A 16412-nucleotide genomic window follows, 5' to 3' on the forward strand; every position below is an offset into this window, starting at 1 on the left:
TCAGCGGTAGTCGCCGAAGTCCAGGTCCTCGAGCGGGATCGCCTCGCCGGAGCCCATGCCGAGCGCCGGGAAGTCGATCTCGTCGTAGCCGAAGCTCGGGTAGAGCTCCGTCTTGGCCTGCTCGGTCGGCTCGACCTGGACCTTGGTGTACCGGGGAAGACCGGTACCGGCCGGGATGAGCTTACCGATGATGACGTTCTCCTTGAGGCCGAGGAGCGGGTCACGACGACCGCTCATCGACGCCTCGGTGAGCACGCGCGTCGTCTCCTGGAACGACGCGGCCGAGAGCCACGAGTCCGTCGCGAGCGACGCCTTCGTGATGCCCATCAGCTCCGGACGGCCGGAGGCCGGCTGGCCACCCTCCGCCACCGCGCGACGGTTCGCGTCCTCGAAGCGGCCGCGCTCGGCGAGCTCGCCCGGCAGGAGGTGCGAGTCGCCCGAGTCGAGCACGGTCACGCGACGCAGCATCTGCCGCACGATGACCTCGATGTGCTTGTCGTGGATGTCCACGCCCTGCGAGCGGTAGACCTCCTGGACCTCGTCCACCAGGTGCTTCTGCGTGGCGCGCGGGCCGAGGATGCGCAGGACCTTCTTCGGGTCCACCGCACCCTGGACGAGCTGCGTGCCGACGTTCACGTGGTCGCCGTCCTGCACGAGCAGGCGGGCACGCTTCGTCACCGGGTAGGCGATCTCCTCCGAGCCGTCGTCCGGCGTGAGCACCAGACGGCGCGAGCGCTCCGAGTCGTCGATCGCGATGCGGCCCGAGAACTCCGCGATGGGCGCCTCACCCTTGGGGGTGCGGGCCTCGAAGAGCTCCGTGACACGCGGCAGACCCTGCGTGATGTCGTCCGCGGAGGCGACACCACCGGTGTGGAAGGTACGCATCGTCAGCTGCGTGCCGGGCTCACCGATCGACTGGGCGGCGATGATGCCGACCGCCTCGCCGATGTCGACGAGCTTGCCCGTCGCGAGCGAGCGCCCGTAGCACTTGGCGCACGTGCCGACGCGCGACTCGCACGTGAGGACCGAGCGGACCTTGGCCTCGCGGACGCCCGCGGTGACCGCGGCGTCGATGAGGACGTCGCCCGCGTCGTCGCCGGCCTTGCCGACGACGTTCCCGTCGGGGTCGACCAGGTCGGCCGCGAGGGTGCGCGAGTAGACGCTCGTCTCCACCTTGGGGTGGCGCACGAGCTTGCCCGCGAGCTCCTCGGCGATCGGCAGGGTCAGGCCGCGCTCGGTGCCGCAGTCCTCCTCGCGGACGATGACGTCCTGCGACACGTCCACGAGACGACGCGTGAGGTAGCCCGAGTCGGCGGTCCGCAGCGCGGTGTCCGCCAGACCCTTGCGGGCACCGTGCGTCGCGATGAAGTACTCGAGGACGGACAGGCCCTCGCGGTAGTTGGACTTGATCGGGCGCGGGATGATCTCGCCCTTCGGGTTCGCCACGAGACCGCGCATACCGGCGATCTGACGGACCTGCATCCAGTTACCACGCGCACCCGAACCGACCATGCGGTACACGGTGTTGCGGTCGTTCGCCTCGAGGTTCTCGCGCATGACCGACGCGACCTTGTCCGTCGCCTGGGTCCAGATCTCGATGAGCTCCTGACGGCGCTCGTCGTCCGTGATGAGACCACGGTCGTACTGCTGCTGGACCTTGAGCGCGCGCTCCTCGTGCTGCTCGAGGATGACGGCCTTCTCCTTGGGCGTCGCCACGTCGGAGATCGCGATCGTGACGCCCGAGCGGGTCGCCCAGCGGAAGCCGGCGGCCTTCAGCGCGTCGAGCGACGCCGCGACCTCGACCTTCGGGTAGCGCTCCGCGAGCTCGTTGACGATCGCCGAGAGGCGCTTCTTGTCGACGACCGAGTTCACGTACGGGTAGTCGACGGGGAGCGTCTCGTTGAACAGCGCGCGACCGAGCGTGGTGTCGAAGAGGATCGGCTGACCCTCCTCCCAGCCCTCGGGAGCCTCGAAGCCGGAGACCGGCGGGACGAGGTCCGTCGTGCGGATCTTCACCCGGGCGTTGAGGTCCAGGGTGCCCTGGTCGAACGCCATGATCGCCTCGGCCACCGAGCCGAACGCACGACCCTCGCCCTCGGCGCCCTCGCGGTCGCTCGTCAGGTGGTACAGACCGATGATCATGTCCTGCGAGGGCATGGTCACCGGACGGCCGTCCGACGGCTTGAGGATGTTGTTGCTCGAGAGCATGAGGATGCGGGCCTCGGCCTGCGCCTCGGCGCTCAGGGGCAGGTGGACGGCCATCTGGTCACCGTCGAAGTCCGCGTTGAACGCGGCGCAGACGAGCGGGTGCAGGTGGATCGCCTTGCCCTCGACGAGCTGCGGCTCGAACGCCTGGATGCCCAGGCGGTGCAGCGTCGGTGCACGGTTGAGCAGCACGGGGTGCTCGGTGATGACCTCTTCGAGCACGTCCCACACGACCGGGCGGGCACGCTCGACCATGCGCTTCGCGCTCTTGATGTTCTGCGCGTGGTTGAGGTCCACGAGGCGCTTCATGACGAACGGCTTGAACAGCTCGAGCGCCATCTGCTTCGGCAGGCCGCACTGGTGCAGCTTGAGCTGCGGGCCGACGACGATGACCGAACGGCCCGAGTAGTCGACGCGCTTGCCGAGCAGGTTCTGACGGAAACGACCCTGCTTGCCCTTGAGCATGTCCGAGATGGACTTGAGCGGGCGGTTGCCCGGGCCGGTGACCGGACGACCACGGCGGCCGTTGTCGAACAGCGAGTCCACGGCCTCCTGGAGCATCCGCTTCTCGTTGTTGACGATGATCTCCGGCGCACCCAGGTCGAGGAGACGCTTGAGGCGGTTGTTCCGGTTGATCACGCGGCGGTACAGGTCGTTGAGGTCGCTCGTCGCGAAGCGGCCACCGTCGAGCTGCACCATCGGGCGCAGGTCCGGCGGGATGACCGGGACGGCGTCGAGCACCATGCCCGTGGGCGAGTTCGTCGTGGTGAGGAACGCGTTGACGACCTTGAGGCGCTTGAGGGCACGCGTCTTGCGCTGGCCCTTGCCCGAGCGGATGGTCTCGCGCAGGGACTCGGCCTCCGCCTCCAGGTCGAAGTCCTGGAGACGCTTCTGGATCGCCGCGGCGCCCATCGAGCCCTCGAAGTAGGTGCCGTAGCGGTCCTGGAGGGCGCGGTACAGCATCTCGTCGCCCTCGAGGTCGGCGACCTTGAGGTTCTTGAAGCGGTCCCACACCTGCTCGAGACGGTCGAGCTGGGCGTCGGCGCGCTTGCGGATCTGCGCCATCTCGCGCTCGGCCGAGTCGCGGACCTTGCGGCGCGCGTCGGCCTTGGCACCCTCGGCCTCGAGCTCGGCCAGGTCGGCCTCGAGCTTCTGGGCACGGGAGTTGATGTCGTTGTCGCGGGCGTCCGCGATCTCCTTCTTCTCCAGGTCGATCTCGTTCTGGAGGTTCGGGAGGTCCTCCTGGCGGCCCTCCTCGTCGACCGAGGTGATCATGTACGCCGCGAAGTAGATGACCTTCTCGAGGTCCTTCGGGGCGAGGTCGAGCAGGTAGCCGAGGCGCGAGGGCACGCCCTTGAAGAACCAGATGTGCGTGACCGGCGCGGCGAGCTCGATGTGGCCCATGCGCTCACGACGCACCTTCGAGCGCGTCACCTCGACGCCGCAGCGCTCGCAGATGATGCCCTTGAAGCGCACGCGCTTGTACTTGCCGCAGTAGCACTCCCAGTCCCGGGTGGGGCCGAAGATCTTCTCGCAGAAGAGTCCGTCCTTCTCGGGCTTGAGGGTGCGGTAGTTGATGGTCTCGGGCTTCTTCACCTCACCGTGCGACCACGCACGGATGTCGTCGGCCGTGGCCAGGCCGATACGCAGCTCGTCGAAGACGTTGACGTCGAGCAAGTTGTCCTACTTCCTTCGCCTGCCGGGACCGGCCGTGGCCGGCCCCGACGCCAAAAAGACGGTTGGTGTGGGGGTCGTCGGTGGGAGCGGGGTGACCCGCTCCCACCTGCCCGAGATCAGATCTCGTCGACGCTGGACGCCGCGTTGGGGCGGCGCGACAGGTCGATGCCGAGCTCTTCGGCTGCGCGGTACACGTCGTCGTCCGACTCCCGCATCTCGATGGACACGCCGTCGCTCGAGAGCACCTCGACGTTCAGGCACAGCGACTGCATCTCCTTGAGGAGGACCTTGAAGGACTCCGGGATGCCCGAGTCGGGGATGTTCTCGCCCTTGACGATCGCCTCGTAGACCTTGACGCGACCGGGCACGTCGTCCGACTTGATCGTGAGGAGCTCCTGGAGCGTGTAGGCCGCGCCGTACGCCTCGAGGGCCCACACCTCCATCTCGCCGAAGCGCTGACCGCCGAACTGCGCCTTACCACCGAGCGGCTGCTGGGTGATCATCGAGTACGGGCCGGTCGAGCGCGCGTGGATCTTGTCGTCGACCAGGTGGTGGAGCTTGAGGATGTACATGTAGCCCACCGACACGGCCTCGGGGAACGGCTCGCCGGAGCGGCCGTCGAAGAGGCGCGCCTTGCCGTCGGCGCCGACCATGCGGTCGCCGTCGCGGTTCGGGATCGTCGTCGAGAGCAGGCCCGTGAGCGCGTCCTCGTGGACGCCGTCGAACACCGGGGTGGCGACGGGACGGCCCGGCTCGGACGTCGCGGCGATCTCCGGGACGTTCTCCCGCCAGGAGAGGTCCTTGCCGTCGGCGAGCGAGATGTCCCAGCCCTGCTTCGCGACCCACCCGAGGTGGGTCTCGAGGACCTGGCCCACGTTCATACGACCGGGGACGCCCAGCGGGTTGAGGACGACGTCGACCGGCGTCCCGTCCTCGAGGAACGGCATGTCCTCGACGGGCAGGATCTTGGAGATGACGCCCTTGTTGCCGTGACGGCCGGCGAGCTTGTCGCCGTCCGTGATCTTGCGGCGCTGCGCGATGTAGACGCGCACGAGCTGGTTCACGCCCGCGGGCAGCTCGTCGCCGTCCTCGCGGTTGAACTCGCGCACGCCGATGACCGTGCCGGACTCGCCGTGGGGCACCTTGAGGGACGTGTCGCGCACCTCGCGCGCCTTCTCGCCGAAGATCGCGCGCAGGAGGCGCTCCTCCGGGGTCAGCTCGGTCTCGCCCTTCGGCGTGACCTTGCCGACCAGGACGTCGCCCGCGCCGACCTCGGCACCGATGCGGATGATGCCGCGCTCGTCGAGGTCCGCCAGGACGTCCTCGGAGACGTTCGGGATGTCCCGCGTGATCTCCTCGGGGCCGAGCTTGGTGTCGCGCGCGTCGACCTCGTGCTCCTCGATGTGGATCGAGGAGAGCACGTCGTCCTGCACGAGACGCTGGCTGAGGATGATCGCGTCCTCGTAGTTGTGGCCCTCCCACGACATGAACGCCACGAGGAGGTTGCGGCCGAGCGCGAGCTCGCCCTCGTCGGTCGCCGGGCCGTCCGCGAGGACGGAGCCGGGCTCGACGCGCTGGCCCTCGTCGACGAGCACGCGCTGGTTGTAGCTCGTGCCCTGGTTCGAGCGGCGGAACTTCGCGATCCGGTAGCTGCCGGTCGTGCCGTCGTCGTTCGCGACGAGCACGAGGTCGGCCGAGACCTCGGTGACGACACCGGGCTTCGTCGCGACGACGACGTCGCCCGCGTCGACGGCCGCGCGCCACTCCATGCCGGTCCCGACGAGCGGGGCCTCGGAGCGGACCAGCGGCACGGCCTGGCGCTGCATGTTCGCACCCATGAGGGCGCGGTTCGCGTCGTCGTGCTCGAGGAACGGGATGAGCGCCGTCGCGACCGAGACCATCTGGCGCGGCGAGACGTCCATGTAGTCGACCTGCGCGCCGGGGACGATCTCGACCTCGCCGCCCTTGGTGCGCACGAGCACGCGCTCGTCCGCGAAGGAGCCGTCGGCGTTGAGCGTCTGGTTCGCCTGCGCGATGACGTGGCGGTCCTCGTCGTCGGCCGTGAGGTAGACGACCTCGTCGGTCACCTTGCCCGCCGTCACCTTGCGGTACGGCGTCTCGATGAAGCCGAACGGGTTGATGCGCCCGTACGACGCGAGCGAGCCGATCAGACCGATGTTCGGACCCTCAGGGGTCTCGATCGGGCACATGCGGCCGTAGTGCGACGGGTGGACGTCACGGACCTCCATGCCGGCGCGGTCGCGCGACAGACCACCCGGGCCGAGGGCCGAGAGACGACGCTTGTGCGTCAGGCCCGCGAGCGGGTTGTTCTGGTCCATGAACTGCGAGAGCTGCGACGTGCCGAAGAACTCGCGGATGGACGCCACGACCGGGCGGATGTTGATGAGCGTCTGCGGCGTGATCGCCTCGACGTCCTGCGTCGTCATGCGCTCGCGCACGACGCGCTCCATCCGCGACAGGCCCGTGCGGACCTGGTTCTGGATGAGCTCGCCGACGGCGCGGATGCGGCGGTTGCCGAAGTGGTCGATGTCGTCCGTCTCGACGCGCACCTCGACGGCCTCGCCGTTGCGCGTGCCCGGGATGCTCGCGTGGTCCGCGTGCAGCGCCGCGAGGTACTTGATCGTCGCGACGACGTCCGAGACCGACAGCGTGGAGTCGCTGAGCGGCGCGTCGATGCCGAGCTTCTTGTTCGCCTTGTAGCGGCCGACCTTCGCGAGGTCGTAGCGCTTCGGGTTGAAGTAGAAGTTCTCGAGGAGCGCGCGGCCGGCCTCGACCGTCGGCGGCTCGCCCGGGCGGATCTTGCGGTAGAGGTCGACGAGCGCCTCGTCCTGCGTGTGGACGTGGTCCTTCTCGAGCGTGTCGAGCACGGACGGGAAGTCCGCGAACTGCTCGCGGATCTCGGACTCCGTGAGGCCGAGCGCCTTGAGCAGCACGGTCACGGACTGCTTGCGCTTGCGGTCGACGCGCACACCGACGGCGTCGCGCTTGTCGATCTCGAACTCGAGCCAGGCACCGCGCGACGGGATGATCTTCGCGGAGAAGATGTCCTTGTCGCTCGTCTTGTCGGCGGCGCGCTCGAAGTAGACGCCGGGCGAGCGGACGAGCTGCGAGACGACGACGCGCTCGGTGCCGTTGATGATGAACGTGCCACGCTCGGTCATGAGCGGGAAGTCGCCCATGAAGACCGTCTGGCTCTTGATCTCACCGGTGTTGTAGTTGACGAACTCCGCGGTGACGAACAGCGGCGCGGCGTACGTGAAGTCCTTCTCCTTGCACTCGTCGGCCGTGTACTTCGGCGGCTCGAAGCGGTGGTTGGAGAACGACAGCGACATCGAGGACCCGAAGTCCTCGATCGGGGAGATCTCCTCGAAGATCTCCTCGAGACCCGACGTCGAGGGCACGTCCTGGCGCCCGGCCTCGGCCGCGGCGGCGACGCGCGCCTGCCACGCCTCGTTGCCGAGCAGCCAGTCGAAGCTCTCGGTCTGGAGGCCCAGCAGGTCGGGGACCTCGAGCGGCTCGAAGATCTTGGCGAAGGAGAGGCGACGCGATGCGGTGCGGTTCGCGATGGCGTCGGCGGACGGAGCAGAAGGGGTGCGCGAGGCAGCCAAGAGGGGTCCTTCCCTGCAGATCGAAAGAACGCTGCACCGGCCGGGCTGGACACGATCACCGCCGCCACGACACCTCGCGGACGCGCACGTACGTCGTCGAGGGGGTCGGGGGTATATGAGATCGGGGGCACAGGACAGCGCAAAGCGTGAGCATACCCCAAGAAGGCGTCGCCACACAACCTCGGGGCACACTCCCCCGCCCGGCCCCGGACGCTGCGCGCCTCGCCGGTACTCGCACGGGCCTCGTCGCCCGCCCTCCGGCCCGCCGTGCGGGCCCTGCACCTGCTGCTGTCGACCTCGCTGTCCTGCGTCGTCGACCCGCACATGGTGGCACACTCGTGGCCGTTCCGTGAAGCCGGTGCGCCGACGCCGTCGGATCCCGGTCGCCCCACGACGCCGCGCGACGCCGCGCGACGCCGCGGGCCGCCCCCCGGGCCCTCCCGCCCGCCCGGCGCCGCCCCCGGGGAACGACGAGGCCCGCACCCCGGGCGGGGTGCGGGCCTCGTGCGGCGTGCGACCGGTCCCGTCAGGACGGGACCGGTGGGATCACTTGAGGGTGACCGTGGCGCCGGCGCCCTCGAGGGCAGCCTTGGCCTTCTCGGCCGTCTCCTTGTTCGCGCCCTCCAGGACCGGCTTCGGGGCACCGTCCACGAGGTCCTTGGCCTCCTTCAGGCCGAGGGACGTGAGCGCGCGCACCTCCTTGATGACCTGGATCTTCTTGTCGCCGGCAGCCTCGAGGATGACGTCGAACTCGTCCTTCTCCTCCTCGGCCGGGGCGTCGCCACCGGCGCCACCCGCGGGGGCGGCGACCGCGACGGCGGCGGGGGCGGCGGCGGTGACCTCGAAGGTCTCCTCGAAGGCCTTCACGAACTCGTTGAGCTCGATGAGGGTGAGGCCCTTGAACTGCTCGATGAGCTCGTCGGTGCTGAGCTTCGCCATGATGGCGTTCCTTTCGGTCGGTGCTCGGCAGCGGCCCGGGGCGGGCCTGCCAGAAGCGGGGTGTTGTGCTTGCGCTGCGTCGGTCGCGGGACCGGGCGAGCCCGGTCACGGGATCAGGCGGCAGCGCCCTCCGATTCCTGCTTCTGACGCAGGGCATCGATGACGCGGGCGGCCTGGGCGGTGTTCGCGGTGAAGACGTAGGCAGCCTGGAAGAGCTTGGCCTTCATCGCGCCGGCCGCCTTGGCCAGCAGGACCTCGCGGGACTCGAGGTCCGCGAGCTTCGTGACCTCCGCGGCGGTCAGGGGGCGCCCGTCGAGGACACCGCCCTTGATGACCAGCGCGGGGTTCGCCTTGGCGAAGTCACGCAGACCCTTGGCTGCCTCGACCGGGTCCCCGGTGACGAAGGCGATGGCCGAAGGACCCTGCAGGTCGGCGTCGAGTCCCTCGACACCGGCCTCCTTGGCCGCGATGGCGGTCAGCGTGTTCTTCACCACGGCGTAGGTTGCGTTGCCGCTGAGCGACCGACGCAGCTGCTTGAGCTGCGCGACGGTGAGCCCGCGGTACTCGGTCAGCACGGCAGCGTTCGAGTCGCGGAACTTCTCCGAGATCTCGGCGACTGCGGCTGCCTTGTCCGGCCTCGCCATGGCAATCCTTCCGGTGGTGGTACCACCGGCGTCCGTCCCGGAACGAGAAAGAGCCCCGCGCAGGCGCGGGGCTCGCAGTCGCACGCGCGGCGGGGCCGGGCGGACGTCGTCGATTCGCTACCTGCGCTGGCCTCCACCTCGTGGGCGGGACTTCGGTCCGTCACGTCCTGCAGACGGAGTCTGCGGGCAGCGTCGGACGACCGGCGGTCTTGGGTACACGCTCATCGTACGGGACGACGGCGCGTGCTCCAAACCGCGGCCCGTGCCGTCAGAGCACCAGCGGGCCGAAGCAGACCAGCGGCACCGGCTCGGGCTCGTCGGCCACGGCCCGGGCGAGCGCCGTCCCCGGCATGGCGCCGTCGCGCAGCTCGGCGTGGAGCGACGGCATGACGCGGGCGGCGACGTCGTCGCGCAGCGGGGCCACGCTCGCGATCACCGCGCGGGCGCCGAGCCGCAGCAGGACGCTCGTCAGGCCGAGCGACTCGCCGCCGATGCGCGGCGTCGAGAGCCCCACCTCGCACGCCGACAGCACGACGACCACGCCGTGCAGGTCGGTCCCGTCGAGCTCGTGCGCGAACAGCGGACCGTCGGCGAGCCGCAGCGACGAGAACAACGGGTTGTCGGTCTCGTGCGTGCCGTGCGCGGCCAGGTGCACGACCCCCGCGGTGCGCAGCCCGTCGACGACGGCCTCGCACGTCGCCTCCTCCCCCGTGAGCGCCTCGGCACCCTCCCAGACGGACGCGACGAGCTTCGCCTCGGCGCCGGAGAAGCGCAGGCCCGGTCCGGCGACGACGAGCGCCTCGTCCGCCCGGCGCACCGGCTCGCCGACGCGCAGGTCCACCCACGAGTTCGCCCACGTGCGCAGCCCGCGCCGCGAGGGCAGCGAGGCCCACGGCAGCGCGAGCAGCAGGTCGCGGGCAGCGACGTGGAGGTCGCCGTCCGCCTCGAGCGGGACGACGAGCGCGTCGTCGAGCGCGGCCAGCGTCCGGGACAGCGAGCCGACCGCGGCCTCGCGCATGGGGACCGGGATGAGCACGTTCGACAGGACCGCGAAGTCCGCGCGCGCACGGCGCACCTGCTCGGCGACCGCCGCGCGCGACGCGAGGCGCACGAGCCGGGAGCCCCGGGCGCTGACGCGGACGGCGAGCACGTCGTCGCCGTCCAGCATGAGGTCGGCCACGACCGCGTCGGACCCGGCGTCGGCCAGCATGGCGCGCAGCCGCCGCTCCGACGCGGGGACCGGGGCGGCGGCCCCTCCCCCGTGCTGCCAGGAGCGCCGTCGTGCGTCGTCCTGGAGGCGCCGCGCCGCCTGGAGGTGGTCCTGCCGGCGCGCGAGGCTGGCCGCGTCCGAGGGCGCCCCCAGCGCGCGGGCCGCCTCGACCTCGCGCCGGGCGGCGGCGAGGAGGTCCGCGAGGACCGGGTCCGCGGGCGGGCGCACGCGGCCTGTCCCGGCGAACGCCGCCCGGCCGCGCTCGACGGCGTCGAAGATCGTCCCGGGGCGCCGGGTGCGCAGCGCCGCCTCGACGTCGACGTTGCCGAGCCGCACGCCGTGCACCGCGGACGCCGTCACCGCGTCCACGGACCCCAGCCGCGCGCGGTGGTCCGCGAGCGCCGCCTGGCCCCGCCGCACGGCGCGGACGCCGGCACGCCGGTCGCCCGCCACGAACGCGAGCTGCGCGAGGACCGCCTCGTGCTGGAGCCGGACGGGGAGCGGCGCGCGGCCGAGCCGCGGGGGCACGGCCCGCAGGACCTCCTGCGCCCCGCGCACGTCGCCCGCGGACACGAGCCACTCGACGGCGAGGAGCTGCGCCGGGACCTTGATCCCGAGGCCCGAGACGCTGCCCAGGGTCTCGCCGTCGTGCGCGAGGTCGAGCGCCCAGGTCGCGTGCCGACGGGCGCGCGCCGGGCCCACGGGTGTCGCGCGGTGCTCCGTGAGCGCCGCCTGGAGCTCCGCGACGCGGGCGCGCAGCACCCAGGGCCTGTTGCCGAGGCGGTCGAACCGGCGCGACGCCGAGCGGGCGAGGCGCCGCGCCTCGGCGTACCGCCGCAGGCCGAGCACGACGCGCGACCGGACCAGCTCGACCTCCGCGAGGTCGCGCAGCATGCGGTAGCGGGAGAGGTGCTCGCGCGCCTCGCTCAGCGCCTCGTCCGCCTCCGTGAGCAGGCCGGCGTCGAGCAGCACCTGCGCGCGGTCGATGAGCCCGACGGCGGCGTGCCGGTCCGGCGCCTGCGCCGCGGCCTCGTCCATGGCGCGCAGGGCGACCGGCAGGTCGCCGCGCAGGTACTCCGCGTACCCGAGGTTGTGCCGGGCCTTGGACACCAGGAGCTGGTCCCCGAGCGCGGTGGCCCGGTGGACGGCGTCGTCGAGGTCGCGGCTCGCCCCCTCGGCGTCGCCCAGCTCGAGGCGCAGGGAGCCGAGGTTGAGCAGCAGGACGGCCGCGTCGAGGGGGCGCGCGTCGTCGATGACCTCGGCCGCCGTCTCCATCTCGTCCAGCGCGGCGGCGACGTCACCGGTCCGCAGCCGCAGGAGCCCGCGCTGCGACCGTACGACGAGCGCCAGGTCGCGCATGGCCAGCGCGGCGCCGCGCGCCTCGACCTCGGCGAGCCGTTCGTAGGCGCCGTCGACGTCGCCCGTCAGCTCGAACTCGGCGAGCGCGAGCCCCAGCAGGGCGCGCGCGGCCAGATAGGCGTCGTCCCGGCTCGCGCCCCCGCCCGCGGCGTCGACGTCCTGGACGATCTGCGCGAACGCGCGGCTCGCGCGCCGGTGCTGGCCGCGCGCGTTCACGGCCTGCGCAGCAGCCAGTCGGGCCTCGAGCACCTCCCGGCCGCTGCGCACCACCGCTCATCACCTCATGCGTCGTCACCCGGGGTCGGGACCAGACCCGTCGCCAGGGTAATGGACGGCCACAGCCACGCGCAGCGGTCCGGCGCGCCCTGGCCGGGCTCCAGGACGCCCGGGTCCGTCGGGTCGTCGGCGATCCGCTCGAGCAGGGAGGCCGCGAGCTCGCCCGCGAGGACGGGTGCCGCGAACGACGTCCCGCTCCACGTCGCGAACCCGCCCTGGAACCCCTCGGGGTCGATCGTGGCGCGGTATCCCGGGCCCCACAGCTCCTGGACGTGGCGCGTGGGCGCGACGGCGCCGTCGATCGTGCGCGGGATCGTGGACACGAGGGCCGCGCCCGGGCGGGTGCACGTGATCCATGGGCCGTCGTTGCTGAAGAGCGACACCGTCCCGTCGGGGTTCTCCGCACCGACCGTGAGGACCGGCGGCTCGTCGAGGAGCAGCGTCACCCCCTCGAGCGGCACGGGCGGCTCCGCCTTCCGGTTGATGCGGGGGGCGAACGCCGCGGGGTAGGTCGGGCGGGTCTGGCCGTCGTTGCCCGACGACACGACGACGATGACCCCGTACCGGCGCAGCGCGCGGATGAGCGCTCCGAACGGGGCGTCGAAGTCCGCGTCCTCCGGGCGCTCGTGGTAGTACCCGAGCGAGAGCACGAGGACGTCGATCGGCGCGTAGCCGTCGCGACCGGCCAGGCCGAGCACGTGCCACAGGAGCACGCGGCGCAGCGTCCGCAGCAGGTCGCGCTCGGGCACGATGCCCGACCCGCCGTAGAGGCGCGGGGCGAGGATGACGGCGTCCGGGCAGAGCTGGTGCACGAGGCCCGCGATGAACGTCCCGTGGCCCGCGACGGGGTCGAGAGGACCGGTCAGGGGCGAGACGGACACGCCGCCGATCTCCGGGTCCTCGTACGGGTACTCCGTCGGCGGGAGGGTCGACAGCGGCTGACCGAGCAGCTCGGGGTCGCGCACGACGATCGTGCCGCGCGTCTCGAGGTCGTCGTCGAACCACGGGTGCTCGCCGACGCCGGTGTCGAGCACGGCGACGACGGGGCGACGGACGCCGTCGCCCGCGACCCACGGCGTGTCCCCCGCGGGCAGCGCACGGCGCGGCACGGGCCCGATCCAGCTCACGGGCGTGCGGCCGCCCGAGCCCGGCAGGGAGTACTCCGCGGTGCCCGCGAAGGGGTGCGGCTGCGTGTAGGGATGGGGCTGGGTGTACGGGTGCGGCTGCGTGTAGGGATGGGGCTGGGTGTACGGGTGCGGCTGCGTGTACGGGAACGGCTGGGTGTACGGCTGGCCGCCGATGAACGGGGTCGGCGCGACCATGTGGTCGAGCGCGAGCCGCGGGCTGTGCCGGTCGTCCGGGCACAGTCGTCCGCTCAGCTCCTCGACGAGGCGCCAGGCGTCGGGGAGCTCCCCCTGCGTGTCGTCGCGGTAGCGCAGACGCACGGAGTAGCCGAACGTGCGGAGCAGGTCGGTCGTCGTCTCCGGGTCGAGGTCGGCCTCGCGCACGAGCTCGGCGTCGTCGATGCTCTCCTGCTGCACCTCCACGCGAAGGCGGAGGCGCTCGGCCGCGCGCTCGAGCCACCGCAGGGAGCGGTTCCCCTCGCGGTCGAACGGCGACTCGGGGATGAGGATCCGGTCGCCCACGTACCAGGTCGGGTGCGGGGACTGCTGCCCGGCGCGACGCTGCGCGGCGACCGGGTCGATCGTGCGGGTGCGCCACTGGAGCCGGCTCGGCCGGTCGCCGAAGAAGCCGGGGTCCGCCGCGGCGGGGGGTTCAGGGGTCTCGCTCACGTGCTCCTCCTCGGGAGATGACGTTCGTCCGGTACCGCGCGCGTCGTCGTCGACGGGCGGCCGCCCGCGCACCGCTGCGCGGGGAAGGGTTGCTGGTGGTGCTGCGGTCGGTGGGCCGCGGGCGTCGCCGGCGGCCCACCGGGTGCTAGAGCTCGACGACCGGCGTGCTCACGGCACCGCCGGCGCCGTCGGCGCGGCGGACCACGAGGCTCGCCGGGCCGCGGTCGACGGCCTCGAAGACGAAGCGGCCGTCGTCGTCGCTCGTCGTCTCGCTCACCACGCCGGGGCGGTGCAGCTCGACGCGCAGCGCCGTCGCGGGGGCGGCCCAGCCGTCGATGCGGATGCGGCCGTCGTCCGTCGGGGACAGCGAGATCATCACCGTGACGGACTCGGACGTGAACGTGATCGTGCGCGCCTCGACCGGCGGCGCGTCGCCGCGCACGGACGTCGCGGGGGCCTGGACGTACTCCAGCTCCATGACCTCGGCCTCGAGCCCGGCGAGCGTGATCGCGAAGAGCGACCGCTCGACGAGGCCGTCCGGGACGGGGTCGATCTCCTCGGCGATCCGCGCGAGGTCGGCCAGGAGGGCGAGGTCGACGGCGTCGAGCGGCTCGTCGGGGCTGTGCGTCGGCTCGGTGCTCATGATGCTTCCCACGGTTCCCCCTGGTCGTCGATGATGTCGCGCAGCTTGGCGAGGCAGCGGCCCCGCGTGGAGCCGATGCTCCCGACGGGCATGCCGATGGCGGCCGAGATGGCCTTGTAGTCCGGACGGTCGGCGAGCGACACGAGGTGCAGGAGCTGGCGGCAGCGTTCCGGCAGCCGGTCGAGCGCGGCCCAGAGGGAGCGGTCGCGCTCGTTGCGGAGCACCTCGACGTCCGGCGTCGGGTCGCCCGACGGGAGCTCGGGGACGCCCTCGTCGGTGTCGTCCGGGAGCTCGGTGCGCCGTCGGGCCTCGTCGCGGTGCTTGCGCACGGCCTCCCAGGCCGCGCGCTTGGCCGTGATGAGCAGCCACTTGAGGACGGCGTGCGGCTCCTTGATGGTCATCGCGTTGCGCACGAGCGCGACCCACACCGTCTGGACGAGGTCGTCGGCCTGCTCGCGCTCCACGCCTTGCGCGCGCACCGTGTGCCACAGGAGGGGGGACGCCTCGCGGACGAAGTCCCCGAGCGCCTCCGGGCGGCCGTCGCGGTACTCCAGGAGCGCGAACGCGCCCCGGTCCCCCAGGCTGAGGCCCGGTTCGCCGGTGTCGGCCACCTCGTCGGTCGTTCTGGTCATGGGGCGCACTGTCCTCGGCACGCTCGTCCGGTCAGGCATCAGCGGGGGGTCCCCGGAAGCGCCTGATTCTACGGCCGGGCCGGTGGGGTCGACAACCATCGTCACTGGTCACACCCCTCCCGGCTCGTGCGGTTGCGTCGCATCTCGTCCCTCCGGCACACGGGCGGGAGCGTCCGGTCGGCGCTCCTCCACCCGGACGAGAGGGGCGGACCGCCCGTCTGATACATCGCGGTCTGCTCCGTCCGGAGCGATCCCGGTCCGGGACCCGCACCGGCGGACCCGTCCGGATCGCGCACCGCTCCGAACCCGGGGCGACGCGCGGAGAGGCCGCGCGACCACCGAGCGGAGACCACCATGACCTCGTCCCCGAACCGCCTGCTCGCAGCCGTCTTCGGCACCGTCTACCTGCTGGTCGGCCTCGCCGGCTTCGTCGTGACGTCGGGGGTCGGCTTCGCCGCCACCGAGGGCCGCAACCTCCTGCTGTTCGAGGTGAACCCCCTGCACAACATCGTCCACCTCGGCATCGGGGCGGCGCTGCTGCTCGCGTCGCGCAGCGTCCGGGCCGCGCGCGGCACGAACGTCGCGATCGGCGCGGTGTACCTCCTCGTCGGCGTGGTGGGGCTGTTCCTCGTCGACACCGGCGCCAACATCATCGCGCTCAACGGCGCCGACAACGTGCTGCACCTCGCCAGCGCGCTGCTGCTCCTCGGCGTCGGGCTCGCCGCGGACCGCGAGGACGCGGGCCGCGCCGTCACGGCATGACGACGCCCGTCCCGACCGGCCGCGTCGGCGCCGCGCTCGCGCTGCTCGGCGCCGGGATCGTCGACCTCGGGCTCGTCCGGGGCGCGTTCCCGGCGCCGTCCGGCCTGCTCGCGCTGGCCACCGGGGCCGGGGAGCTCGTCGTCGCGCTCGTGCTCCTCGCCCGCGGACCGCGGCCCGGGCGCCCGACGGCGGTCCCGCGCCTCGGGATCGCCCTGCTCCTCGTCGCGACCGTCGCCGGGGTGGCCGTGCCCGTCGTGTCCGGCGTGCCGCTCTCCGCGGGTGCGGCCGCCGCGGCCGCCCTGCGGGTCGCGTCGGCGTGCGTCCTCGCCCGACCGGCGCGCGTCCCCGCCGACGGCCCGCCGCCGCGCGCCGGGGCGCGGCTCGTCGCGCTGTTCTCGGTGTCCGTCGTGGTCGCCGCCGTCGCGACGTTCGGTCTCGGCGGGACCGACGCCGCGCGGCACGCCGTCCCGCACGGGTCCCACCTGCCCGCCCTGGGGCACCTGCCGAGTCACGGCCAGGCCCACGACGGCGGCCCCGGCACCGCGCCGTGAGGGCCCGACGGCGGCTGCGCCCGGAGCGGCGCCACGCCTCCCGGAGGGTACGAGTTCTCCCGTAACCGCGGGGTCCGAAGTTCCGGGGAATC

General features: G+C 72.4%; 10 protein-coding genes. 2 read left to right on the forward strand and 8 right to left on the reverse strand.

What is annotated here, in order from left to right; translation table 11 throughout:
- From ACPCUX_RS02660 to ACPCUX_RS02695, 8 genes are all read right to left on the reverse strand, one after another.
- Entirely contained in the window at nt 1-3882 is a 3882-nt protein-coding gene (locus ACPCUX_RS02660; protein ID WP_021479868.1) for a DNA-directed RNA polymerase subunit beta', read from the reverse strand.
- 116 nt (nt 3883-3998) lie between these two features.
- Nucleotides 3999-7511 carry a DNA-directed RNA polymerase subunit beta gene (rpoB, locus tag ACPCUX_RS02665; protein ID WP_021479867.1) on the reverse strand — a complete coding sequence of 1171 codons (3513 nt, stop codon included), beginning with the start codon at nt 7509-7511 and terminating at the stop codon, nt 3999-4001.
- Between the two features lie 546 nt (nt 7512-8057).
- A complete protein-coding gene (gene rplL / locus ACPCUX_RS02670) occupies nt 8058-8450 on the reverse strand; it encodes a 50S ribosomal protein L7/L12 (RefSeq protein ID WP_024840305.1) in 393 nt (130 codons plus the stop codon).
- A 113-nt stretch (nt 8451-8563) separates the two neighbouring features.
- A complete protein-coding gene (rplJ, locus tag ACPCUX_RS02675) occupies nt 8564-9094 on the reverse strand; it encodes a 50S ribosomal protein L10 (protein WP_024840304.1) in 531 nt (176 codons plus the stop codon).
- 268 nt (nt 9095-9362) lie between these two features.
- Nucleotides 9363-11933, reverse strand: coding sequence for a CHAT domain-containing protein (locus ACPCUX_RS02680; protein WP_423388111.1), 2571 nt, complete (start codon nt 11931-11933; stop codon nt 9363-9365).
- 11 nt (nt 11934-11944) lie between these two features.
- On the reverse strand, nt 11945-13732 hold the full coding sequence (locus ACPCUX_RS02685) for a S8 family serine peptidase (protein WP_423388112.1): 1788 nt from the start codon (nt 13730-13732) through the stop codon (nt 11945-11947).
- Nucleotides 13733-13877: 145 nt separating this feature from the next.
- Nucleotides 13878-14375, reverse strand: a complete 498-nt coding sequence (locus tag ACPCUX_RS02690; protein WP_034653625.1) for a hypothetical protein — start codon at nt 14373-14375, stop codon at nt 13878-13880.
- The gene (locus tag ACPCUX_RS02695) at nt 14372-15007 is read right to left on the reverse strand and encodes an RNA polymerase sigma factor (RefSeq protein WP_034653623.1); all 636 of its coding nucleotides are present in this window, start codon (nt 15005-15007) and stop codon (nt 14372-14374) included. The genes ACPCUX_RS02690 and ACPCUX_RS02695 overlap by 4 nt, the downstream gene beginning before the upstream one ends.
- Nucleotides 15008-15361: 354 nt before the next feature.
- On the opposite strand from ACPCUX_RS02695, the gene ACPCUX_RS02700 reads away from it, so the two are divergent.
- Together ACPCUX_RS02700 and ACPCUX_RS02705 are read left to right on the forward strand one after the other, a co-directional pair.
- A complete protein-coding gene (locus ACPCUX_RS02700; RefSeq protein ID WP_021483202.1) occupies nt 15362-15769 on the forward strand; it encodes a DUF4383 domain-containing protein in 408 nt (135 codons plus the stop codon).
- Nucleotides 15766-16320, forward strand: coding sequence for a hypothetical protein (locus tag ACPCUX_RS02705; protein WP_423388113.1), 555 nt, complete (start codon nt 15766-15768; stop codon nt 16318-16320). The genes ACPCUX_RS02700 and ACPCUX_RS02705 overlap by 4 nt, the downstream gene beginning before the upstream one ends.
- Nucleotides 16321-16412 lie beyond the last annotated feature (92 nt).

The sequence above is a fragment of the Cellulosimicrobium sp. AB352 genome, from assembly GCF_049538415.1.
GTDB classification, from domain to species: Bacteria; Actinomycetota; Actinomycetes; order Actinomycetales; family Cellulomonadaceae; genus Cellulosimicrobium; species Cellulosimicrobium funkei.